We start from the raw sequence: 24,491 nt of genomic DNA, 5'->3' as shown, positions 1-24,491 counted from the left end.
TGGCAAGATTGCGAATTTTGCGATAAATTCACGTTTGCGTTCCGCAAGAAATTTTATCTTTATTGGAAAATAAACGGTTACGAAGTTCGCAACCTCGCCAAGCGGCGAAACGTTAGCAGTACTATTTCCTCTGCTCAGCAAAAGAGTGAAACTTAAAAACCTTTGAATCTGAACTATGAATTTTATAGTAGAAAATGAAAAATTGGAAATCCAATATATTCCAGGAAACGGTGCTTGGACTTACCATCTTATTATACCAAATACTAAAAATATAAAAGGAAAATGGGGCGATTTAAAAGTGTCAGGAAAAATTGATGATTACGAAATAAATAGTAAAAACTTAGCACCTTTAAAAAATTCAGACAAAAAAATGTCTTTGAACTCGGAAATTAGAAACTTTATAGGGAAAAGCGGTGGAGAATTCGTAAACGTCACGCTTTATCTTGTAAATGAAAACACTGAAAAAAAGAATGAAAATGAAATGATTTTTGAATGTTTTAAAGATGCACAAGTTTTAAATATATTCAAAAAACTCAAAATTGAGGAACAAAATGAAATAATTCAAAACATAAATTCATCTGCTACTGAAAATCAGAAAGTGGAAAAAATTGTGAAATTTATTGCAAAACTTGAACAGTCAAATTAAAAAAAACTGATCCTAAACCTTTGTTAGCACTAATTTTAAGAAAAAAAAATCGTAAATTTATAACTTTAATAAAAGAATCGTTTATGATGACATTTTGGATAATTGCAATATTTATTTTTGCTGCTTCAACGTACATACTGTCGAAATTTACTTTGAAAGAAAACAGAAAAGAAACTGGTGAGAAAGTTTGGAAATATGGGTATGGAAGATCTACGTATTGGCGACTTCTTTGTTTATGTAGTTTCGGAATAACAGTTGCAATAATGCTTGTAATGCATTGGATAGGAATTCCTATCCTACCGCGTTGATATACCACAATCGTTAGCGCAGTTTTGTTGCTAAATAAAAACTTCAGTATCAGTTCTTCTTTTTCAAAACCTCATTTATTTTTCTTTAAACCGTAAAATAATTGTATTTTTAGCAAAATTTTATGTCAAAAACCTAAGACATGACCCAAGAACTACAAAAACTTCATTCGGTTTGGATTAGTACTCAAAAAAGAGCCAACGAGAACACTTTATTACCACAAATAAAGTTTGACGAAATTGCCAGTTCGATAATAAGCTCTGGTCCGTTTTATTATTACATCATTGATTTTTATGATATGTCTTTATCGAACGTTAGTCCAGCTATAACAGATATTCATGGATTTGACCCGGAAACCGTATCTTTTAATGATATTCTTGGAACAATACATCCTGACGATGTTGACTTCATAGTAAAAGCCGAAGCTTCAATACTTAATTTTTTTTATACTAACATAGGTCCGGAAAGATTGACTAACTATAAAATGAATTACAGTTTTAGAAGTCGAATGAAAAATGGGGAGTATTGCATGCTCAATCATCAAGCCATAATACTTACTTTAGATCCAAAAGGTGGATTTGGAAAATCATTGAATATTCATACCAGAATCGATCATTTGAGCAAAAACAATACCTACCAATATTCCATGATAGGGCTAAAAGGCGAACCTTCCTACATGAATATTGATGTTTTTGAAGATACCCAATGCTTTTCAGAATTTTCAAAAAGAGAAATTGATATCATTAAGCTAATTGCAGAAGGTTTTGACAACAATGAAATTGCCGAAACACTTTTTATCAGTGTCAATACCGTAAAACAGCATCGCAAAAATATTTTAAAGAAATCCAACTCCCGAAATACCGCCCAATTAATTAGAAAAAGCACATTGCAAGGCTTATTATAAACTCTATTAGATTTATCTTTAAAGCCGAGCTATTAGGAAAAATAGAATAATTCCCAACGCTTTAAGTTGTGGGATTGTTTACAAAATACATTTTCATCGTCCCTCTGTTTTTAACTTCAATTTCACCTCTGTAATCACAATCAAAGCGGTCTTTAATGAGTTCATACGTGTTTTCGGATACATTAATTTTCCCGGGCTCTGAATTAGATTCCATGCGGGAAGCAATGTTTACCGCATCTCCCCAAATATCATACGCAAATTTCTTGGTGCCGACTACTCCTGCTACCACGGGACCGGAATTAATTCCGATGCGAATTTCAAAACGAGTATGATTTAAAGGATTATTATTTTTTGAATCTCTGACAAATGTGGCAATTTCAAAAGCCGCTTGTACCATTTTAAAAGCATGGTCTTCTGTTGGAAAAGGCAAACCTCCTGCGCACATGTAACAATCGCCAACTGTTTTGATTTTTTCTAAATCATATTTTTCCATGATTTCATCAAATTTAGAAAAATAGTAGTCCACACTTTCCACTAATTTTTCTGGCGGTAGTTTTTCTGCATATTGGGTAAATCCCTCAAAATCGGTAAATAATACCGAGACCGATTCGAATTTTTTGGCGAGTACTTTGCCATTTTGTTTCAACTCATGAGCCGTTTCTTCGGGAAGAATATTTAACAACAAGCTGTCTGACCGATTCTTTTCCTCTTCAATAATGACATTGGTTTTCTTTATGAATTTATACCTTCTGAACATTCCAAAAGCAAGTAAGAAAACCAGTCCCGATGAAATCGCGGATGAAATGGCAATAATCTGTCGGTTTTTTTTTCCTTGGTTGAGCAAATCGACTTCAATCTGTTTCTGGGAAACTTCAAAATTCGTTCGCAAATCAGCCATTTGCTGAACCGATTTGAGATTGGTGACGCTATCCCGATAAAGAATATGATTCTTATAATGCTTAAACGATTCAACGGGATTACCTGATATTTGATACAGCTCTGAAAGTTTAAGATTTGAATTACTGATCTGGTCTTTCAATCCATATTTTTGAGCTAACTCTAGGCTTCTCAGCGCATAATTGAGCGCAACAGTCTGATTATTTTGTTTCAAATAGATAGCTGACATATAGGTCAGGTAATCTGAAATCGCATAATAATCCTTTAGTTCTTCCAGAATTTTTATGGCTTTACTCATGTATTTCATGGCCAAAACGTCTTTTCCCTGCTCGGCATAGACCATTCCAATATTTCCTAAATTATAGGCAGTTCCAATCAAATAATCAGCTTTCTTGAAAATTTCACCGGACTCTTTAAAATTCCTTAATGCCAAATCATATTTCTTGTTTTTAAAATATTCATCGCCCATGTTTAATAAAGCAGACGCTAACCCTATGGAATTATCCGTCTTTCTTAATAATTTGATTGCTTTATTGTAGTAGATATAGGCATTTTTAGAATTCCCCATAACCGAATATACATCGGCAATAGAGGAATAAGCAGTTCCTTGACCCGCACTATATTTTGCTTTGCTTGCTGCGGCCTCACTTTTAAAAAAAGCATCAAGGGATTTATTCAAATCTCCAATAAGTCTGAGTTTATTTCCTTTTTGAAAATACCCTCTGTGCAGGTATAAATAGTTGTTTTCTAACTTTGACAGCGCAATAAGTTCCTCTGCATATCTTAGCGACAGCCTGAGATTATTCACTTCATTGAAAGATAAATTCCGGAGTAATTCTAATTTTTCAGCATTTTCAATATTCCCTCTCTGATAAATTTTCACAAGGCTATCAGCGACTTTTTGCTCCTGGGCTAAAATACTTAAGTGCACAAAAAAAACAAAAAGAGCAATTTTAAAAGAATATTTAAAATTCAATTCCATTACGGATTTATGGCTAATTTAGGATCTATGCTAAATGTTTTTGAAGAATTACCGGAATCATAAACGCTAAAATTGATGTTGTAAATATCCAACTTACCAAGCAAACTAGAATCATTTTTGACATTGGCAGATGCGTTTCCGGACCTTCCTCCCGATCCATAAATAGTAGGACTGTCAAAAAAATTAACATCATTGGATTTGGATTCATAATCAATACTGTTGATTGCCACAGAGTATCCCGAATCCCTTGAAACACCGACCCACTTTACATTATTATTGATAAATACATAGGATTTAAAATCTTCTGGAGTTCCATTTGAAGAACTTCCGGAATTATCATCCGATAATGTGCAACAACCATCAATTTGAGATTGTGATGGAGCATTCATTCCATAAAGATTAGCAGTTTGAACGGTCAATGTGATTACTACAGGCTTTGCCATGATTACTATATTTAAAGGTTAATAAATTCTGATTCAGAAAACTATTAATTTAAAAATGGCTGGGGAAACCAAAGAATCGATATTTTGAGGTAACAATCTAATTATAAGGTAAATATAATATTTATTTTTTAAAATAAAGTAGTATATTTAAAGGATTTTAATCCAAATTCATTCTTATGAATATTGACCACCAACCCATTGACTGGAAAGAAATATTTCATCCAAAAAATATAATTCTAAATTTAGTGGGCGTAGTATTCATTACATTGGCACTAAAGGGATTTATGATACCCAATAAATTTTTGGATGGCGGTATTATAGGGATTTCGATACTTGTACATGAAATTACCCATCTGCCATTTGGAATTCTTGTCTTGGGTTTAAACATACCGTTTTTGTTTTTAGGAAAAAGATTATTGGGAAAAACATTTGCATTACAAAGCTTGATGACTTTTTTATTACTAGCCGCCAGTATGACTTTTATTCATATTGAAGCAGTTACCACAGACAGACTTTTAATTGCTTTATTCGGCGGTTGCCTTATTGGTATCGGGATGGGTTTGTGCATTCGGAGTGGTTCCACTGCTGATGGTGTAGAAATCTTGGCTTTATTAACTACCCGAAAAATCGGGCTCAATGTATCCGAAGTTATCTTTGGGATGAATACTTTATTGTTTTTGGCTGCAGCTTGGTCTTTTGGTATTGGCACAGCATTGTACTCAATTGTCACTTATTTTTCGGCTATAAAATCCCTCGATTATATAACGCACGGCTTAGAACAATACACTTCCTTACACATCATTTCATCCAAAAGTGAAATTATTAAATCATTAATTGTGAAAAAATTCGGGAAAGGAATTACAATAATTAAAGGGGAACGGGGTTATTTACCTGATACTTTCGATTTAAAAACAGATTGTGACATTATCATCACTGTAGTAACGCGACTTGAATTGCTTAGAATCAAAGATGAGATACGGAAATTAGACCCCAATGCTTTTATGTTTATTCAATACATCAAAGAAGCCAGCGGCGGAATTTTAAGAAACAAACAAAAACACTAGTATCGAAAATCCATGAAATGAAAATCTCACAGAGATGCTTTCAGGACCTATACCCTATTTTTAAATTTAATTGTGCTGTAAATATGAAAAACTGGAATCTTTTGTATACCAATGTCATGGATTGTTTAAAAACACAATTGTCTCCTTTTCTCATTTATCACCATTGGAAACACACGCAACATGTGCTGGAAGCAGCGGAATATATTGCGCAACAAGATAATACAACTGAGGAAGATATACTGCTTGTTAAAACGGCGGCATTGTTTCATGATGCGGGATTTATCAACGGAATTAATGAGGGGCATGAAGAAGAAAGCATTCGGTTTGCTGAAAAAAAGTTGCCAGATTTTGGATATACCAAAAAAGAAATTGAAATCATTGCCGGCATGATACGAGCCACGATAATTCCGCAACAACCAAAAACCAAATTAGAATGTATACTTGCAGATGCCGATGTCGAATACTTGGGTACCAATCATTTTGAGCGCATCGGAAATAAACTCTATTTGGAATTGAAACATTATAATCCAAATCTCAGCTTGGAAGAATGGAACGACATGCAAATTAATTTTCTCCAATCGCACTTTTATCATACCGACTATTGCATTCAAAATAGAACTGCCGTAAAAAAAAAGAATCTTAAAGAACTGATTGAAAGGAAAAAATTAGAAAAGAGATAAAATCGACTTAGTTGGTATTCCTAAATGAATGGCTGTAATTTTATTTTAAATGCAGGTCTAAAAATAATTCTGAACGAATAGTATCATTGCGTGACGAAGTTTTTACTGTAAAATAGTCCTAATATTTGCTTAAAAACTTACGATTAGTTAGATTTGAATGCAATACTTAATTCGCATTAACTCCCGAAACTAATTTAGCAGTTATCCCATGAAAAAAATATTCCTATTTGCCTTACTCTACAGTTTTTCTTTTACCCAAGCACAACAAAATTTAGTAAAATATGTTAAGCCAATCATTGGTACCGAAAAAATGGGGCATACTTATCCTGGTGCAACAGTTCCTTTTGGAGCAGTGCAACTAAGCCCGGAAACGGATACTATTTCATACGAACTTAATGGCAAATACAACGGAGACGTTTATAAATATTGCGCCGGTTACAAATATGAAGACAAGACTATTGTAGGTTTCAGTCACACGCATTTAAGTGGAACAGGACACTCTGATCTTGGAGATTTTCTAATTATGCCAACACAAGGAAAATTGCAGTTGAATCCTGGAACTGCTGCAAACCCAAAAAGTGGATTTCGCTCCGCGTTTTCTCATGCTAACGAAAAAGCCGAAGCCGGCTATTATAAAGTTAAACTGGATGATGACGGTATTTTAGCCGAAATGACTGCTACAACTCGAGTTGGTATGCATCAATATACTTTTCCAAAATCGGACGAAAGTCATATCATTTTAGACTTAATGGCCGGAATTTATAATTACGATCAAAAAGATGTTTGGACCTATGTGAGAGTTATTAATGACACTTTGATTACCGGTTACAGACAAACGAATGGCTGGGCAAGAACCCGAACGGTTTATTTTGCCATGTCATTTTCTAAACCTTTTAAAGAATATGGTCAAAAAAATTATGATGCTAAACAGCCGTATAGAGGATTTTGGGGCAAGTTCGACCAAACCAAAAATTTCCCTGAAATAGCCGGAAAAAAAATACGAATGTATTTTGATTTCAAAACAGAAGAATCCGAAAAAATAAAAATAAAATTCGCTTTATCCTCGGTTAGCCAAGAAAACGCATTGCAAAATATGCAGGCAGAAATTAAAGATTGGGATTTTGAAAAAGTAAAAGACCAGGCACAAGCAATTTGGAACAAAGAATTGAATAAAATCAATATCACTGCATCAGAAGATACCAAAGTGAATTTTTACACCGCCATGTATCATACTTTCATAAATCCAACAACTTACACGGACGTAAACGGACAATACAAAGGACTGGATCAAGGAACTCACCAAGCAGACGGTTTTACCAATTACAGTACTTTTTCACTTTGGGATACCTATCGGGCATTGCATCCTTTTTTCAATATAATCCAACCCTCACGTAACAATGATATGGTAAAATCCATGCTGGCACATTACAATCAAAGTGCCTTGCACATGTTACCCATTTGGTCTCATTATTCCAATGATAACTGGTGTATGAGCGGCTATCATAGTGTTTCTGTAATTGCGGATGCCATTATAAAAGGAACTTACAATGGAGATGAAAACCAAGCTTTGGAAGCCTGTATCACTACAGCAAACCACCGCAATTATGAAGGCATAGGCAGCTATATTGATTTGGGTTACATTCCTGCCGAAAAAAGTGGCATATCTGTTTCAAACACATTAGAATATGCTTATGATGATTGGTGTATTGCACAAATCGCCAAGAAACTAAACCGAACTGATGTATACAATGAATTTATAAAACGCTCCGGAAATTGGAAAAACAATTTTGATAAAACAACTGGTTTTATGCGTCCAAAATTAGCTGATGGTACCTTCAAAAAAGAATTTGACGCTTTGAGCACCCACGGTCAAGGTTTTATAGAAGGCAATAGCTGGAACTACAGCTTTTTTGTACCGCAGGATCCAACTCAATTAGTCACTCAAATGGGTGGCAAAAAATCTTTTGCATCACGATTGGATACCCTGTTTTCAATGTATTTGCCAGATTCATTTTTTGCAGAAACCGAAGATATTACCCGAGAAGGAATCATAGGCGGTTACGTTCATGGCAATGAACCTGCGCATCATGTGGCTTATTTTTACAATTGGACAGACGAACCTTGGAAAACGCAATCCCAAGTGCGTAAAATTTTGAACATGCAGTACAAACCTACTCCCGATGGTTTAGGAGGAAACGATGATTGCGGACAAATGAGTGCTTGGTATATATTCTCTTCACTGGGTTTCTATCCTGTAGCGCCGGGATCTGATGAATACAGTTTAGGCTCGCCATTGGTAAATAATGCAACCCTGACTTTAGAAAATGGAAAAACATTTACTGTGGAAGCGATGAACCAAAGTGATAAAAATGTTTATGTGAAAAAAGTGCTGTTGAACGGAAAACCATTAAACAGTTTATTTATCAAACATGCTGACATTACCAACGGTTCAAAAATCACTTTTTATATGAGTCCAAAGCCAACAAAAAAATAAAGCTAATGGCACCGAATCCAAAAAAAACTATTTGTTGAAAAACCAAAACTATACGAAATGACAAAATTAGTTACCGTATTTATAATTCCATTAATTCTATTTGTAGTCACTGCAAATGCTCAGAATAAAGTTGAAAAAATAACCGCCAAAGACGGAATGCATTATATTACCACAAACATTGATTATCCCATAACGGGAACCTATCTTTTTGAAGGCCTTACAGAACCTATCGTACAATTAGACCCCGATGGAACCGGTGTTTTTCAGGTATTGGATTTATCAAAAACCACTATCCTTTGGGGAATGGAATGTTTTGAAAATGGCACTCCGAAATACCAAAAAGGATTTAACTATGCGGTATACACGCTTTGGTACAAAAACAAAGACACAAGTTCAGAAATGGAAACCTCAGAAGATTGGACAAATGCCCATTTTTCTATCCATTTTCAAAAAAAGAAAATGTTCATCTTAGGAGACAGAAGCAAAGATTATGTAGAGTAATCTATTAATCCAAAATTCATATGGTATGAACATTTTAGCTTAAAATCAGTATCTTAAACTTTATTTCAAGAAAACGTTTTCGTAAAATGGAATAATTCTGGTTTAATTTTCCATTTAATTTTTGAAAATTAATAATTATTATTAATTTTTATTTAATTTGCGAGTCAATTCAACATTCGAATAATGACTTCTATAACCAGACTTTTTGATTTTCCCTATTATCAACAAGATAAATATACTTCAATTCCAGATGCTTTAACAACTAAGCAAAATGGAGTTTGGATAAAAACTTCTACTCAAGAATACATCGCTAAAGCCAATGCTGTTTCGAGGGCGCTCTTGAAAATGAATGTTCAAAAAGACGATAAAATTGCCATTATTTCTACTAATAATAGAACCGAATGGAATATTATGGATATTGGTGTGTTACAAACCGGCGCGCAAACCGTTCCTATTTACCCAACCATTTCCGAAGATGATTATGAATATATCCTGAATCATTCCGGTGCCATATATTGTTTTGTATCGGATGCCGAAGTACTGCGCAAAGTAAATTTGATTCGAAATAAAATTCCGAATGTAAAAGAAGTCTATTCGTTCAACGAAATTGAAGGTTGCAAAAACTGGAATGAATTATTGATTCATGGTGTAGACACAGGCAATCAAAGTGAAGTTGAAGACCGTAAAAACAATGTAAAAACAGAAGATTTAGCGACTATAATTTATACTTCGGGAACCACCGGAAAACCGAAAGGAGTTATGCTTTCGCATAAAAACATTGTCTCAAATGTGCTGGACAGTGCTTCCAGAATTCCTTTTGAAGCTGGAAAAAGCCGTGCGTTGAGTTTCCTTCCTATTTGCCATATTTTCGAAAGAATGATTTTGTATTTATACCAATATTACGGAGTTTCGGTATATTTTGGGGAATCAATTGATAAAATTAGTGACAATCTAAAAGAAGTTAGACCAACAGTAATTACTGCGGTTCCAAGACTTTTGGAAAAAGTATACGATAAAATTTATGCCAAAGGAACGGAATTAACCGGTATCAAAAAGAAACTATTCTTTTGGGCGATTGATTTAGGATTAGTCTATGAGCCTTATGGCAAAAATGGATTTTGGTATGAGTTCCAACTCAAAATTGCCCGCAAACTGATTTTCAGTAAATGGAAAGAAGGTTTGGGTGGAAACCTTGATTTGATGGTTTCTGGAAGTGCCGCTTTACAACCTAGATTAGCGAGAGTTTTTGCTGCAGCAGAAATTCCGGTAATGGAAGGCTATGGTTTAACCGAAACGTCACCTGTAATCTCTGTTAATGATATGAGAAATCACGGTTTCAAAGTAGGAACTGTGGGTAAAGTAATTGATAATGTAGAAGTGTTAATTGCGGAAGACGGTGAAATCCTTTGTAAAGGACCAAACGTAATGATGGGCTATTACAAAGACGAAAAACTGACCAATGAAGTAATTACTGACGGCTATTTTCATACTGGCGATATCGGAATTTTTGACGAAGAAGGATTCTTAAAAATTACGGACCGTAAAAAAGAAATGTTCAAAACCTCTGGAGGAAAATACATTGCGCCACAATTAATTGAGAATACGATGAAACAATCTCGTTTCATTGAACAAATAATGGTAATTGGTGACGGACAAAAAATGCCGGCAGCTTTCATTCAACCAAGTTTTGATTTTATTAAAGAATGGGGTGTTATCCATGGAATTGATGTTGGAAAAAGCAATGAAGAAATCGTCTCAAACGAAAAAGTTATTGCTCGAATTCAAGAAGAAATTGACAGCTTAAATGAAAAATTTGGAAATTGGGAGAAAATAAAACGTTTTGAATTGACACCGGATATTTGGTCTATTGAAGGCGGACAGCTTACTCCTACTCTAAAACTAAAACGAAAAATAGTGATGGAGAAATACATTGATTTATTCCATAAAATCTACAACTAGCCTTTGAAAAAACCGCTCTATTATGAAACTAAAAGTCTTAATTTGCTCTGTTATAAGTGTGTTCTTTTTTTCTAATTGTAAAGAAAAACCAAAGGAAGATTCCATAAAGGCAAATTATTTAGACTTTTCCAAACGAGACGACCAGCTGACTGGCGGTATCAAAATGATTCCGATTAAAACACCAAAAGGGACCTTCAACGTTTGGACAAAAAGAGTGGGCAATAATCCGAAAATAAAAGTGTTGTTGCTTCACGGTGGACCGGGATTGACGCATGAATTATACGAATCTTTTGACGGCTATTTCCCTAACGAAAGCATTGAATACATTTATTACGACCAGTTGGGTTCGTATTACAGTGACCAACCCAATGACAATAGTTTGTGGACCAATGAACGTTTTGTGGAGGAAGTGGAGCAAGTACGTATCGCATTAGGCTTGGACAGTTCTAACTTTTACTTGATGGGACAATCTTGGGGCGGAATCCTCGCAATGGAATACGCTTTGAAATACCAAAAAAACCTGAAAGGCTTAATTATCTCCAATATGATGGCGAGTGCAGCGGAATATAACGCTTACGCAAAAGACGTGCTGGCACCGCAAATGGATCCTAAAATCCTAAAACAATTGCAGGATATCGAGAACAATAATGATTTTGATAATCCAAAATACAGTGAATTGCTTTTCAAACATTACTATACCGAACATATTTTGAGAATGCCACTGGAGAAATGGCCAGAATCCATCAACAGATGCTTCAAACACATTAACCCAAATGTATATGTGTATATGCAAGGCCATAGTGAATTTGGTATCACTGGAAACGCTACACTTAAAAATTGGGATGTCAAAGCCAGACTAAAAACCCTGACGGTTCCTACCTTGAGTATTGGTTCTAAATACGACACGATGGATCCCGAACACATGAAATGGATTGCTAACGAAGTTCAAAACGGACGTTTCCTGTTTTGCCCTAACGGAAGTCATCTTTCGCAATACGATGACCCAAAAACCTATTTTCCGGGCGTAATCAAGTTCTTGAAAGATGTGGATAGCGGGGAGTTTAAAAAAGGATAGACTTTATTCGAAATAATACAAACTCATCAATTGCTGATGAGTTTTTTTTTTAATCTAAAACAAAAACACAACCACTTATTTCATATTCAATTGTTTTTTAACACTTTATCTGTTATTTTGTTATTTTTTAATACCTTTATTGTATTAACCAATAAAACCAAACATTATGAATGTAAAAAACTTTTTAGTTTCGGGTATTGTAGGTGGTATCGTCGAATTTCTATTAGGATGGTTGTTTTACGGAATTCTATTTAAAAACTCATTCCCTACTAATGGAAATGAAAACATGCTATTCATATTTTTAGGATGCATGACTTTTGGATTTTTCGTCTCTTACATTTTTACGAAATGGGCAGGAATTTCGAATGTAGCGACAGGTTTAAAAGCCGGAGCCGTTATTGGGTTATTCATGTCCCTATACAGTAATTTCTTTATGAATTCTATGACAGCTGAAATCAATTATCAAACTATGGGGTTAGATGTTGTAATCACTGTTGTTATGGCCGCATTAGTAGGCGCAGTAATTGCTCTGGTTAATGGGAAACTAAAATAAAATATAAAAACACACCAGTAAACTCCTCATTTTATGGGGAGTTTTTTAGTTTAAATAAAAAATCACAAAAAAATATTTCAATATATTATGCATGCATAGTATTTTTTTTATTATATTTGAAATCGATATAGTTACTTATGAAAGATAAAACGATAGATTATATTTTACGTGCCACCTGGCAAGCGGTAGCCAGAATGTACAATGAAGAAGCTTCAAAATACGATGCGAGCATGGCAACAGGTTTTGCTTTGTTGAGTATTGACAAAGAAGGTGGGACGCCATCCACTTCTTTGGGGCCAAAAATGGGAATGGAAGCCACCAGCTTGACCAGAACCTTAAAATCTATGGAGGAAAAAGGATTAATCATCCGAAAAAAAAATCCTGAAGATGGCCGTGGCGTATTGATTTACCTGACTGATTTTGGTAAAGAAAAAAGAGAATTATCTAAAAATACGGTGCTGAAATTCAATGAAACCGTAAAACAACACATCTCTGAGGAGAAACTGCAACATTTTATTGAAGTGGCCGAAACCATCAACGAATTAATTCTAGACAAAAATATATTTAATCACACGAACGCCAGCGAACTGGCGGAGCAAACTGAAAAAACAAATACAAACGAAGTATGAAGCGCACAATTAAAAAAGTTGCAGTAATAGGATCCGGAATTATGGGTTCAGGAATTGCCTGCCATTTTGCCAACATTGGAGTTGAAGTGTTACTGTTGGACATTGTTCCAAGAGAACTTACTGAAGCAGAAGCTAAAAAAGGCCTCACTTTAGAAAGCAAAATTGTAAGAAACCGATTGGTGAACGAGCATTTGGCCAATTCATTAAAATCGAAACCATCCCCTATTTACAATCAGAAATTTGCCAGCAGAATCACTACGGGAAATACTACTGATGATATGGCAAAAATTGCCAATGTAGATTGGATTATTGAAGTTGTGGTAGAACGTTTGGACATCAAAAAAATGGTTTTTGAGCAAATTGAAAAATTCAGAAAACCGGGAACTTTGGTAACTTCAAACACATCTGGGATTCCGATTCACTTTATGAGTGAAGGACGAAGCGACGATTTCCAAAAGCATTTCTGTGGAACTCACTTTTTTAACCCTGCGCGTTATTTAAAATTATTCGAAATCATTCCTGGTCCACAAACAGCTACGGAAGTTTTGGATTTCCTTACTGATTATGGTTCTAAATTTTTGGGTAAAACTTCGGTCGTTGCCAAAGATACTCCGGCATTTATTGGGAACCGAATCGGGATTTACGGAATTCAGAGTTTGTTTCATTTGGTAAAAGAAATGGGATTGACAATTGAAGAAGTAGATAAATTGACTGGTCCAGTTATTGGAAGACCAAAATCGGCTACTTTCAGAACGGTTGACGTAGTTGGATTGGATACTTTGGTACACGTTGCCAACGGAATCTATGAAAACTGCCCAAATGACGAGCAACACGAGTTGTTCAAACTTCCTGATTTTGTCAACAAAATGATGGAGAACAAATGGTTGGGAAGTAAAACTGGTCAAGGATTTTATAAAAAAGTAGACAAAGATATTTTGTCTTTAGACTTAGATACTTTAGAATACCGTCCGGCTAAAAGAGCTTCTTTTACCACTTTGGAACTGACAAAAACGATTGATAAACCAATTGACCGTTTTAAAGTTTTGGTAAAAGGAAAAGACAAAGCAGGAGAATTCTACAGAAAAAGCTTTTCAGGAATGTTTGCTTACGTTTCGAACAGAATTCCTGAAATCTCAGATGAATTATACAAGATTGACGATGCTATGAAAGCCGGTTTTGGATGGGAAAATGGTCCATTCGAAATTTGGGATGCCATTGGTGTCGAAAAAGGAATCGAAATCATGAAAGCGGAAGGTCTTGAACCAGCTGCTTGGGTAACTGATATGTTGGCTTCCGGAAGTTCTAGTTTTTATACTATTAAAGAAGGAGCAACTTTTTTCTACAATATTCCAACAAAATCACAAACTAAAGTTCCAGGTCAGGATGCCTTTATTATACTGAACAACATTCGCGAAAGCAAAAAAGTGTGGAGCAATAGCGGAGCGAATATACAAGATTTAGGTGATGGAATCTTGAATTTAGAATTCCAGTCTAAAATGAATACGATTGGTGGTGATGTTTTGGCCGCTATCAATAAAGCGATTGATTTATCTGAAAAAGAATACCAAGGTCTAGTTATTGGAAATCAAGCAGCGAATTTCTCTGTTGGAGCCAATATCGGAATGATTTTCATGATGGCAGTCGAACAAGAATATGATGAGTTGAATATGGCAATCAAAATGTTCCAAGACACGATGATGCGCGTGCGTTATTCTGGAATTCCAGTGGTCGTTGCGCCACACGGAATGACTTTTGGCGGTGGTTGCGAAATGAGTTTGCATGCCGACAAAGTTGTTGCTGCAGCGGAAACGTATATGGGATTAGTGGAATTTGGTGTTGGAGTAATTCCCGGCGGTGGCGGATCGAAAGAAATGGCATTGCGTGCAGCGGATTTATTCCATAAAAATGATGTGGAGTTGAACGTTTTGCAAGAATATTTCTTGACTATCGCTATGGCAAAAGTATCTACTTCAGGTTATGAAGCTTTTGATACCGGACTTTTACAACAAGGGAAAGATATCATTGTAGTGAACAAAGACCGTCAGATTGCGGAAGCAAAAAAACACGCTTTACTAATGGCCGAAGCCGGTTACACACAACCGATTCGCAGAAGCGATGTGAAAGTTCTTGGAAAGCAAGCTCTTGGAATGTTCTTAGTAGGAACGGACCAAATGGAAGCTGGAAAATACATCTCGGAACACGACAAGAAAATCGCTAACAAACTGGCTTATGTTATGGCTGGTGGTGATTTATCAGAGCCAACTTTAGTAACCGAACAATATTTATTGGATTTAGAGCGTGAAGCTTTCTTGTCATTATGCACAGAAAGAAAAACATTAGAAAGAATTCAGTTTATGTTGACCAAAGGAAAACCGCTAAGAAATTAATTTTAATTATAAATTATGAATTATAAATTATGAATGAGCTTCATTTAAAATTTACAATTCAAAATTCAAAATAATAGTCATGAAAACAGCCTATATAGTTAAAGCATACAGAACAGCCGTGGGTAAAGCCCCAAAAGGTGTGTTTAGATTTAAACGTCCTGATGAATTGGCAGCAGAAACGATTCAGTTTATGATGAATGAGTTGCCTGATTTCGACAAAAAACGCATTGATGACGTGATGGTAGGAAATGCAATGCCGGAAGCGGAACAAGGGTTAAACGTGGGACGATTAATCTCTTTGATGGGATTGAAAATCGAAGATGTTCCGGGTGTAACCGTAAATCGTTATTGCGCGTCAGGATTAGAAACAATTGGTATGGCAACAGCCAAAATCCAATCTGGAATGGCGGATTGTATCATTGCCGGTGGTGCCGAAAGCATGAGTTTTATTCCGATGGGAGGTTACAAACCAACTCCGGATTATGCTGTTGCAAAAGCGGGTAACGAAGATTACTATTGGGGAATGGGACTAACTGCGGAAGCGGTAGCCAAACAATTCAATGTATCTCGCGCGGATCAAGATGAGTTTGCTTATAACTCACACATGAAAGCCCTTAAAGCGCAAGCCGAAGGTAAATTTGACAAACAAATTGTTCCTATTACCGTAGAACAAACGTTTATCAATGAAAATGGTAAAAAAGAAACAAAATCATACGTAGTAAATAAAGATGAAGGACCTAGAGCAGGAACTTCTGTAGAAGCTTTAGCAGGTTTAAGACCGGTTTTTGAAGCGAACGGAAGCGTGACTGCAGGAAACTCTTCTCAAATGAGTGATGGAGCAGCTTTTGTTCTAATCATGAGTGAAGAAATGGTAAAAGAATTGAACCTTACTCCTATCGCCCGTTTGGTAAACTTTGCTTCAGCAGGAGTTGAACCAAGAATCATGGGAATTGGACCTGTAAAAGCAATTCCAAAAGCCTTGAAACAAGCTGGTTTAACATTGAATGATATTGATTTAATAGAACTTAACGAAGCTTTTGCGTCACAAGCATTGGCAGTTACGCGCGAATTAAACCTAAATCCTGATATCATCAATGTCAATGGTGGAGCGATTGCATTAGGTCACCCACTGGGTTGTACCGGAGCAAAATTGTCTGTTCAATTATTTGACGAAATGGAACGCAGAGGAAGCAAATACGGAATTGTAAGTATGTGTGTGGGAACTGGACAAGGAAGTGCAGGGATTTACGAGTTGCTTTAGAATTATTTAAAAAAGGAAGAAAGAAACAAGAAGCAAGATTTTAAGATATAATTTTAGTAGGAATTAGAATTAAAAAAGGCAAATGAGACACAATTTCAAGAACTTGAAGATTTGGAATTTAGCAATGGATATCACGAATGATATTTATAAACTTACTTCTATATTTCCAAAATCTGAAATATATGGTCTAGTTAGTCAAATGAATAGATGTTCAGTTTCAATGCCATCAAATATTGCAGAAGGTTCGAATAGAGGGGATAAACATTTTCAGCATTATTTAAATATCAGTTTAGGTTCATCATTTGAATTACAAACTCAATTGCTAATTGCTAGTCAAAATGATTATTTATCGAAAGAAAAAACAGACGAAATAGAAAATAAAATAATTGAATTTCAAAAGATGACAACAGGTTTCATAAATAAGTTAGACAATAATCTTTCTTCTTGATTCTTTCATCTTTTATCTAAAAACAAAAAAAATGAGCGACAAAACTAGAGGAGGTCAATTCCTGGTAAAAGAAACAAAATGCGAAGATATCTTCACTCCAGAAGATTTTTCGGAAGAGCAATTAATGATGCGTGACTCTGTAAAAGAGTTTGTGGACAAAGAAATTTGGCCAAATAAAAATCGTTTTGAAAGTAAAGATTACGCATTTACAGAAGAAAGTATGCGTAAAGCTGGTGAACTTGGACTTCTTGGAGTTGCAGTTCCTGAAGCTTACGGTGGATTAGGAATGGGATTTGTTTCCACAATGCTTGTGTGTGATTATATTTCGGGAGCAACGGGATCCTTCTCAACCGCTTTTGGAGCACATACCGGAATTGGAACAATGCCAATCACTTTGTACGGAACAGAAGAACAAAAACAAAAATACGTTCCTAAATTAGCTTCTGGCGAATGGTTTGGTGCCTATTGTTTGACAGAACCAGGCGCAGGATCTGATGCTAATTCTGGAAAAACAAAAGCAGTTTTATCTGAAGATGGAACGCATTATAAAATTACAGGACAAAAAATGTGGATTTCGAATGCAGGATTTTGCTCTGTATTTATCGTTTTTGCACGTATCGGTGATGATAAAAACATTACAGGTTTCATCTTAGAAAACACCGCTGATAACGGAATTTCTATGGGTGAAGAAGAGCATAAATTAGGGATTCGTGCATCTTCTACGCGTCAGGTTTTCTTCAGTGAAACTAAAGTTCCTGTTGAAAACATGCTGTCAGAAAGAGGAAACGGTTTCAAAATAGCAATGAATGCTTTGAATGTAGGTCGTATCAAATTGGCAGCAGCTTGCTTAGACGCTCAAAGAAGAGTGATTGCAAGTTCTGTACAATATGCTAATGAAAGAATCCAGTTCAACACTCCAATTGCTCAGTTTGGCGCTATTCGTGCAAAATTAGCAGAAATGGCAACGAGCTGTTATGCAGGAGAAAGTGCTTCTTACAGAGCAGCAAAAGATATTGAAGATAGAATCATAGCTCGCGAAGGAGAAGGATCTTCTCATCAAGAAGCAGAACTAAAAGGAGTTGAAGAATATGCTATTGAATGTTCTATCCTTAAAGTGGCAGTTTCTGAAGACATTCAAAACTGTGCCGATGAAGGAATTCAAATCTTTGGTGGAATGGGATTCTCTGAAGACACTCCGATGGAAAGTGCTTGGAGAGATGCCAGAATTGCTCGTATTTACGAAGGAACAAATGAAATCAATAGAATGCTTTCTGTAGGAATGTTGATTAAAAAAGCAATGAAAGGACATGTTGATTTACTTGGACCTGCATCAAAAGTACAAGAAGAATTAATGGGAATTCCATCATTTGAAACTCCTGATTATTCTGAGTTATTTGCAGAAGAAAAAGAAATGATTGGCAAATTGAAAAAAGCTTTTTTAATGGTTGCTGGTGGAGCTGTTCAAAAATACGGTCCGGATTTAGATTCACACCAACAATTATTGATGGCAGCTTCTGATATTTTGATTGAAATCTATATGGCTGAAAGTACTATTCTTAGAACCGAAAAATTAGCCAAAAAAGAAGGTGAAGCCAAAGTGCAAGAGCAAATTGCAATGGCAAAATTATACTTATACAAAGCGGTAGATATCGTTACTCAAAAAGGAAAAGAAAGTGTAATCTCTTTTGCTGAAGGTGATGAACAACGCATGATGTTAATGGGATTACGTCGTTTTACAAAATACACAAACATGCCAAATATTGTAGGATTAAGAGAAATAATCACTTCAAAATTAGTGGCTGAAAATGAATATTGTTTTTAATTAGAAGATAGTTTTTAGTAATTTTATTTGTTAAAAAAACCGCCTTGTTCCTGAAAACAAGACGGTTTTTTTTTATTGCTTCCGTAGTTAAACTACTTCGCTTCTATTTTCTCAATTGCTGTAATATCGCCATTATATGAAATCGTACTTCGGTTATTGGAACTAATGGAAAGTGTTGCACTGCCCTCAAAGAAAACAGAAAGTAACAACGTATAGGTATCCTTCTCTCCTCTGACAACTACTTTTATCTGATAGGATTTTTTACCTTTCTCAACACTAAATTCTTTAGGCGTTCCTTCAAAATGTAATCCTACATCACTTCCATAACCAACTCCACTAAATGCTCTGCCAAAAAAAGGCATCTCGCTCTTGATATTATCAGGACGAAATTGTACATAATTAGGATTCGTAGTCAAATCCATTGTTCTAAACCCCTGAGGTAAAGCTGTTCTGCCAACAAAAACAAACTCTTTAGAATCAACCAAAGCCGCTGTTTGTTTTTGCTTCTCTATTTTGCGCTCTTCTCTTAATTGTTTCTTACTTTTTTCTTGGCTGTAACCAACAGTCATTATAAGTGACAAAAAAATTACTGAAATAGTTCGTTTTATTTTCATGACATTCATTTTTAATGTTTTGACAGTAATGTTTCAAAAACCAATATTAAATATATGCTAATAGGTTCTGAAAAGCAGGTTAAACTAAAACTCTAAATTTATTTTTTCTCAAAACGCATCATAGCGATATCGCCCATGATAAAATTTAAAGTTTTTCCATCTTCTGAAATGGAGTAAGAATCAATTTTCTCTAAAGTTGATATGTACACACTTTCACCTTGACCATCAAGACACATCATTCTGGTTACCGCCATTGGCTCTTTGAAACTGATTGTATTTCCATTAACACTTAATTTTCCCGTGTAATTGTTACAACTGGTATTTCCTGAAAAACGATTTTCTTTCAAGTCAAAGATAATAGTTGGTTTTTTATTTGGGTACAATCCATTAAAAGCTATTCTTGGTCCTGTAACATAATTCAATTCCCAAGTTCCTTCAAGTGAAGCTGTTTTACCTGTGATTGTTTTAACCGAATTGCAAGAAATAAATGCTAAACATATAACCGTAAGCGACAGAATTATTTTTCTCATGTGATCCATTTTTGATTTTTATATTTTTTTCTATAGTTCAAAAACATTGCCAATGTGTCTTTTTTCAAAAAAAAATACAAAAAAAGAGTCTTACAAAAACTATCTTTTAAAGCCATCAAACCTTAAAGTCAGAAATCAAAATTTAACTCTTTTTCACCTCCACAACTTCTACCTTAATTGCGACAGCATACCCATTCGGAATAATTTTATTTCCATGCGCATTAGCATATACTTTAGTGAATTCAGCACCAAAATATAGGATTATTGCCGAATAATACACCCAAATTAAAATGATGATAATGGAACCCGCTGCTCCGTAAACAGTTGCAACAGTTGAACTTCCTAAATAAAATCCAATGGCAAACTTACCAAACATAAAGAAAAACGAAGTGAAACTGGAACCTATCAAAGCATCTTTCCAGTCTATATTTCCATCAGGCAGCGTTTTGAAAATAATTGAAAACAGAATTGTAGTTGTTGCAAATAAAATTAATACATTAAAAATATAAAATATATAAACCGTAGTATCAGGAAAGTAAACAAGCAATCGCGTGTTTATAACATCCATGACGGTATTAACCATCAAACTCACCATCAGTAAAAAACCAACAGAAGCAATCATCGAAAATGACATTAGTCTATTTTTAATAAATTTCATGACTCCTTTATTGGGTTTTGCTTTTAAACCCCAGATAAAGTTGATGGAACTTTGTATTTCGGCAAACACTCCTGATGCGCCTATAAGTAGCATAATCCCTCCAAAAACAGCCGCAAATGTATTGCTATCAGACAATTCAATATTCTTAATTGTTTCTTGAATTTGGATTGCAGCTTCATTCCCAACCATCCCATTAATTTGTCCAAAGAATCTTCCTGTGACCGCTTCTCTTCCAAAGAAAAAGCTGAAAATTGACAAAATAATAATTAACAATGGAGGCAACGAAAAAATCGTATAATAGGACAATGAGGCACTTAATTTTATGGCATTGTCATCATCAAATTCCTGATAGGTACGCTTCAGTAAACTCCAACTTGTCAAGGCTATTTCTTTATGTTTCATTTTTATATTTTTATATTCTTTCAAACGAAAAAATTCAGACATTCTGATTTTCATTTATTTACAAAAAACAGAATCCCTTTTTAAGGCTATCCGATTTGAGTGTGTTCCCAAAATTACAAAGATATTTTATATAAATCTGAAATGATATTTACATAATTCCTATACATTTAAGGTGTTTCAAATATGTTGTAAACAAAAAACTAACCAAATTTTAAGTCTTTATTAACCCATCCCTATGTTTTAATGTTTAAATTTATGTCCTACTTTAATAACCTTTTTAGGATAAATTTTCAACCTATGGAAAATAATAATACACGAAGAAATTTTTTAAAACAAACAGCAATACTTTCGACAGGAACAATCATTGGTTCTAGCTTATTTAATACTGCTTTTGCATCTGAAAACCCTTTAAAATTAGAAAATCAAATATCGGAATTAGACACTCTCGATTTTCAAGGAAACTATAGCCTACCAAAATTACCTTACGCTTACGATGCTTTAGAGCCTCATATTGATAAAATGACAATGGAGATTCACTACAGCAAACACCATCAAGCTTATGTGACAAACTTGAACAAGGCGATTGAAACTTTGGATAAAAACTTAGTTGAACATTCTAAATCTCTGGAAAGTATCTTCGGAAAAATGTCGAAATTTCCAGAAGCGATTCGCAATAATGGTGGTGGACATTACAATCACAGTTTGTTTTGGAGTTTAATGAAACCAAATGGCGGTGGTACTCCAAAAGGGAAATTAGGCGACGCAATAACTGCTACTTTTGGTTCTTTTGATGAATTTAAAAAACAATTCAGTGATGCTTCCATGAAACGATTTGGTTCCGGTTGGGCTTGGCTAGTAGTTCAAGATGGCAAATTAGTTATCGGTTCAACGCCAAATCAAGACAATCCATTAATGAGTTTGCGTGGCAAAGGATTAAAAGGAAAACCTGTTTTAGCTTTAGACGTTTGGGAACATGCATATTATCTAAAAAATCAAAACCGCAGAGCTGATTATGTTGCTTCTTTTTGGAATGTAGTCAATTGGGATGCCGCTGAAGCTTTATTCAATTCTTAAATACCAATAGAAGCCCTGTTTTAATAGTAATTCAGGGCTTCTTATTATATAGACACCTCTTGTATCAAAATCCTATTTTTATTAATATCCATTGTCAATCATTGCAATGGAAATACGGCTTGATTCTGAGTGTTTTTCATCAAAAATTATAACAATTAAATTTATCTTGTTTAAAACTAAAAAAACAATACTAATTAATTGTAGTATCTGTGTTAAACTAAAAAGCACCGTTAAAACTACCGCAAAAAAGTATAGCTTTGTACCTTCAAATTAAAGCAATGATTAACCCTTCGGCATCAGGTTGGATAGATAAATTTTTTATTGAACAAAAAATTTCAGAGAAAACGGTTTCTAAAACTACGGATACATTTTATCAAAAAGTTAGAGAAACAGGATTTATTTATGGCCATATAATCACATTTGATACCGTAAATACAATTGAAACCAAAGGTTGGTTTAAAGAAGAGATTTCTAAAGTTGCACTATTAAATACTTTATACGGTGTTTTTTGCTTGACCAATGACGAAATCAGTTCCGAGAATTTCATTAAACAAACAGTTACGTTTTACAATCAAATGAATCCACAAGGTTTCAATTTGTTTAAAAAAATACTGCCTAAAAATTCCCTTTCCTTAACGCTGGAAAAAATAATTGATGAGCGTGTCCAAACGAACGATAGTATCATCAGTAAAAACTTCTCCCATCTGGTAACCAATGCGTTGCTTTTTATAGATGTTTTGGCTTTTCGCCAATACTTAATACATGGCGAAATTCCGGAAAAATACCTAAAGAAAATTGAAGAGACAATTGTAAATATTGTGACACTCGCTTTAAAAATTAAATCTAAAAAATCACAATACGATGATTTATTGATAAAACTTTTTGAAGCTTCAATACGCTACAGTAAATTTTCCCGAATCTCTGTACAAAGTCTGGAAACGCTGCAATTGGATTATTTTACGAATGAATTAGAACAATATTATTTGATAGATATTGCCGGAATGGCTTTATGGAGTGATGGCAAAATAGAGAATAATGAGGCTTACTTTTTGCATTCATTGGCTGAAACAGTATCGGTTTCAGATGATTTTGTAAAGCAAAGCATAGAGAGCACCGATGCATTTATAACGAAACATAAAAAAGAAATACCGTATTTCAACTATTCAAATCCTGTCAAGCATTTTTACGATCAAACGACTCAAAGTGTTGTTACGCTCATAAGCCGTAATAAAAATAGATTGATAAAGGAAATTGTGCAAAGCAAAGAGTTAATGGTATTATTAGCCTATTCTACTCGAAGAGATTTGGACGAAAAAGAAAAGAAAAAAGTCAAAAAACAACTGTTGGAAATTTGTAAAACCGTTCCTTCGTTGACCATATTTTTACTTCCCGGAGGTAGTTTATTGTTGCCTATTCTAATCAAATTCATACCTACTCTATTGCCATCTGCTTTTAATGAAAATCTGGATTTGGATAACGAATAAAAAAAGCCGCTAAACGCGGCTTTTTTTATTAGAATTTCAGTTGGTATACTTCGTCCAAATCTTTATCGGAACTGATGTTAACATCTAAATCCGTTACAAAACCAGAATTAAGTCCGTAAGCCCATCCGTGTAAGGTTAAATCCCGACCGTTCTTCCAAGCAGACTGTACAATTGATGTTTTGGCTAAGTCAAAAACCTGCTCTTTTACATTTAGTTCTACAAAAGTATTAAAACGCTCCGTTTCATCTTCGATAGAATCCAAATATGATTGATGCAAACGATATACGTCTTTTATATGGCGAATCCAGTTATCAATAATTCCAATAGAATCATTCCCCATTGCTGCCTTGACACCTCCACAACCATAGTGGCCACATACCAGCACATGTTTTACTTTCAAGACATTCACGGCGTAATCCAATACGCTCAACATATTCATATCACTATGCACCACCATATTGGCAATGTTTCTATGTACAAAAACTTCTCCTGGTTTTGCTCCTACAATTTCATTGGCAGGAACCCTGCTGTCTGAACAACCTATCCATAATAATGGCGGAGTTTGACCTTTGGCAAGATCTTCAAAATAATTTGGGTCGCTCGCTAAAGAAGTTTCGACCCATTTTTTATTATTCTCTAATATTTTTTTATAAAAATCGCTCATAATTATTTTGATTG

22 protein-coding genes are annotated in these 24,491 nt (G+C 34.7%); 16 read left to right on the top strand and 6 right to left on the bottom strand.

Features of this window, described 5'->3' with window-relative positions:
• Nucleotides 1–175: 175 nt before the first annotated feature.
• On the top strand, nucleotides 176–646 hold the full coding sequence (locus CLV00_RS09480) for a DUF1905 domain-containing protein (protein WP_099714905.1): 471 nt from the start codon (nucleotides 176–178) through the stop codon (nucleotides 644–646).
• Between the two features lie 448 nt (nucleotides 647–1,094).
• Nucleotides 1,095–1,856: a LuxR C-terminal-related transcriptional regulator gene (locus tag CLV00_RS09470; RefSeq protein WP_099714901.1), complete on the top strand. Its 762-nt coding sequence runs from the start codon at nucleotides 1,095–1,097 to the stop codon at nucleotides 1,854–1,856.
• 61 nt (nucleotides 1,857–1,917) lie between these two features.
• Here CLV00_RS09470 and CLV00_RS09465 read toward each other — a convergent pair whose 3' ends face one another.
• A complete protein-coding gene (locus CLV00_RS09465; protein WP_233206877.1) occupies nucleotides 1,918–3,636 on the bottom strand; it encodes an adenylate/guanylate cyclase domain-containing protein in 1,719 nt (572 codons plus the stop codon).
• A gap of 98 nt (nucleotides 3,637–3,734) precedes the next feature.
• The gene (locus CLV00_RS09460) at nucleotides 3,735–4,178 is read right to left on the bottom strand and encodes a hypothetical protein (protein ID WP_099714897.1); all 444 of its coding nucleotides are present in this window, start codon (nucleotides 4,176–4,178) and stop codon (nucleotides 3,735–3,737) included.
• Nucleotides 4,179–4,354: 176 nt separating this feature from the next.
• Here CLV00_RS09460 and CLV00_RS09455 point away from each other — a divergent pair, with 176 nt between their 5' ends.
• The 12 genes from CLV00_RS09455 to CLV00_RS09400 all read left to right on the top strand — a co-directional run bounded on the left by CLV00_RS09455 (nucleotide 4,355) and on the right by CLV00_RS09400 (nucleotide 19,051).
• Nucleotides 4,355–5,242, top strand: a complete 888-nt coding sequence (locus CLV00_RS09455; protein ID WP_099714895.1) for a YitT family protein — start codon at nucleotides 4,355–4,357, stop codon at nucleotides 5,240–5,242.
• Between the two features lie 83 nt (nucleotides 5,243–5,325).
• On the top strand, nucleotides 5,326–5,922 hold the full coding sequence (locus tag CLV00_RS09450) for an HD domain-containing protein (protein WP_158234595.1): 597 nt from the start codon (nucleotides 5,326–5,328) through the stop codon (nucleotides 5,920–5,922).
• A 208-nt stretch (nucleotides 5,923–6,130) separates the two neighbouring features.
• Entirely contained in the window at nucleotides 6,131–8,416 is a 2,286-nt protein-coding gene (locus tag CLV00_RS09445) for a GH92 family glycosyl hydrolase (protein WP_099714891.1), read from the top strand.
• A gap of 57 nt (nucleotides 8,417–8,473) precedes the next feature.
• A complete protein-coding gene (locus CLV00_RS09440; RefSeq protein WP_099714889.1) occupies nucleotides 8,474–8,917 on the top strand; it encodes a hypothetical protein in 444 nt (147 codons plus the stop codon).
• A 183-nt stretch (nucleotides 8,918–9,100) separates the two neighbouring features.
• Nucleotides 9,101–10,876: a long-chain fatty acid--CoA ligase gene (locus tag CLV00_RS09435; protein WP_099714888.1), complete on the top strand. Its 1,776-nt coding sequence runs from the start codon at nucleotides 9,101–9,103 to the stop codon at nucleotides 10,874–10,876.
• A gap of 22 nt (nucleotides 10,877–10,898) precedes the next feature.
• Nucleotides 10,899–11,951: a proline iminopeptidase-family hydrolase gene (locus tag CLV00_RS09430; protein WP_099714886.1), complete on the top strand. Its 1,053-nt coding sequence runs from the start codon at nucleotides 10,899–10,901 to the stop codon at nucleotides 11,949–11,951.
• A 166-nt stretch (nucleotides 11,952–12,117) separates the two neighbouring features.
• A complete protein-coding gene (locus CLV00_RS09425; RefSeq protein ID WP_099714884.1) occupies nucleotides 12,118–12,504 on the top strand; it encodes a hypothetical protein in 387 nt (128 codons plus the stop codon).
• A gap of 137 nt (nucleotides 12,505–12,641) precedes the next feature.
• Nucleotides 12,642–13,133 (top strand): MarR family winged helix-turn-helix transcriptional regulator, encoded by a 492-nt coding sequence (locus CLV00_RS09420; protein ID WP_099714882.1) that lies wholly within the window; start codon nucleotides 12,642–12,644, stop codon nucleotides 13,131–13,133.
• A complete protein-coding gene (locus CLV00_RS09415; protein WP_099714880.1) occupies nucleotides 13,130–15,520 on the top strand; it encodes a 3-hydroxyacyl-CoA dehydrogenase/enoyl-CoA hydratase family protein in 2,391 nt (796 codons plus the stop codon). The genes CLV00_RS09420 and CLV00_RS09415 overlap by 4 nt, the downstream gene beginning before the upstream one ends.
• A gap of 79 nt (nucleotides 15,521–15,599) precedes the next feature.
• Nucleotides 15,600–16,781, top strand: a complete 1,182-nt coding sequence (locus CLV00_RS09410) for an acetyl-CoA C-acyltransferase (protein WP_099714878.1) — start codon at nucleotides 15,600–15,602, stop codon at nucleotides 16,779–16,781.
• A gap of 82 nt (nucleotides 16,782–16,863) precedes the next feature.
• Complete coding sequence (locus tag CLV00_RS09405) at nucleotides 16,864–17,229, top strand: four helix bundle protein (protein WP_099714876.1); 366 nt, start codon at nucleotides 16,864–16,866, stop codon at nucleotides 17,227–17,229.
• Between the two features lie 31 nt (nucleotides 17,230–17,260).
• A complete protein-coding gene (locus CLV00_RS09400) occupies nucleotides 17,261–19,051 on the top strand; it encodes an acyl-CoA dehydrogenase family protein (RefSeq protein ID WP_099714874.1) in 1,791 nt (596 codons plus the stop codon).
• A 92-nt stretch (nucleotides 19,052–19,143) separates the two neighbouring features.
• On the opposite strand, the gene CLV00_RS09395 is transcribed toward CLV00_RS09400, so the two are convergent.
• From CLV00_RS09395 to CLV00_RS09385, 3 genes are all read right to left on the bottom strand, one after another.
• On the bottom strand, nucleotides 19,144–19,665 hold the full coding sequence (locus CLV00_RS09395) for a DUF4251 domain-containing protein (protein ID WP_158234594.1): 522 nt from the start codon (nucleotides 19,663–19,665) through the stop codon (nucleotides 19,144–19,146).
• Nucleotides 19,666–19,763: 98 nt separating this feature from the next.
• On the bottom strand, nucleotides 19,764–20,195 hold the full coding sequence (locus CLV00_RS09390) for an META domain-containing protein (protein ID WP_099716302.1): 432 nt from the start codon (nucleotides 20,193–20,195) through the stop codon (nucleotides 19,764–19,766).
• 142 nt (nucleotides 20,196–20,337) lie between these two features.
• Nucleotides 20,338–21,255, bottom strand: a complete 918-nt coding sequence (locus CLV00_RS09385) for a YihY/virulence factor BrkB family protein (protein WP_099716301.1) — start codon at nucleotides 21,253–21,255, stop codon at nucleotides 20,338–20,340.
• A gap of 426 nt (nucleotides 21,256–21,681) precedes the next feature.
• On the opposite strand from CLV00_RS09385, the gene CLV00_RS09380 reads away from it, so the two are divergent.
• Both CLV00_RS09380 and CLV00_RS09375 read left to right on the top strand, forming a co-directional pair.
• The gene (locus CLV00_RS09380) at nucleotides 21,682–22,329 is read left to right on the top strand and encodes a superoxide dismutase (protein ID WP_233206928.1); all 648 of its coding nucleotides are present in this window, start codon (nucleotides 21,682–21,684) and stop codon (nucleotides 22,327–22,329) included.
• A gap of 278 nt (nucleotides 22,330–22,607) precedes the next feature.
• Nucleotides 22,608–23,813, top strand: a complete 1,206-nt coding sequence (locus CLV00_RS09375; protein WP_099714868.1) for an LETM1-related biofilm-associated protein — start codon at nucleotides 22,608–22,610, stop codon at nucleotides 23,811–23,813.
• 28 nt (nucleotides 23,814–23,841) lie between these two features.
• On the opposite strand, the gene can is transcribed toward CLV00_RS09375, so the two are convergent.
• Complete coding sequence (gene can / locus CLV00_RS09370; RefSeq protein ID WP_099716300.1) at nucleotides 23,842–24,477, bottom strand: carbonate dehydratase; 636 nt, start codon at nucleotides 24,475–24,477, stop codon at nucleotides 23,842–23,844.
• Nucleotides 24,478–24,491 lie beyond the last annotated feature (14 nt).

Origin of the sequence: Flavobacterium sp. 11 (assembly GCF_002754315.1) — a bacterium.
Taxonomy (GTDB): Bacteria; Bacteroidota; Bacteroidia; order Flavobacteriales; family Flavobacteriaceae; genus Flavobacterium; species Flavobacterium algoritolerans.
The sequence above is the reverse complement of the archived record's forward strand: the minus strand, read 5'-3'. Positions and strand labels throughout refer to the sequence as shown.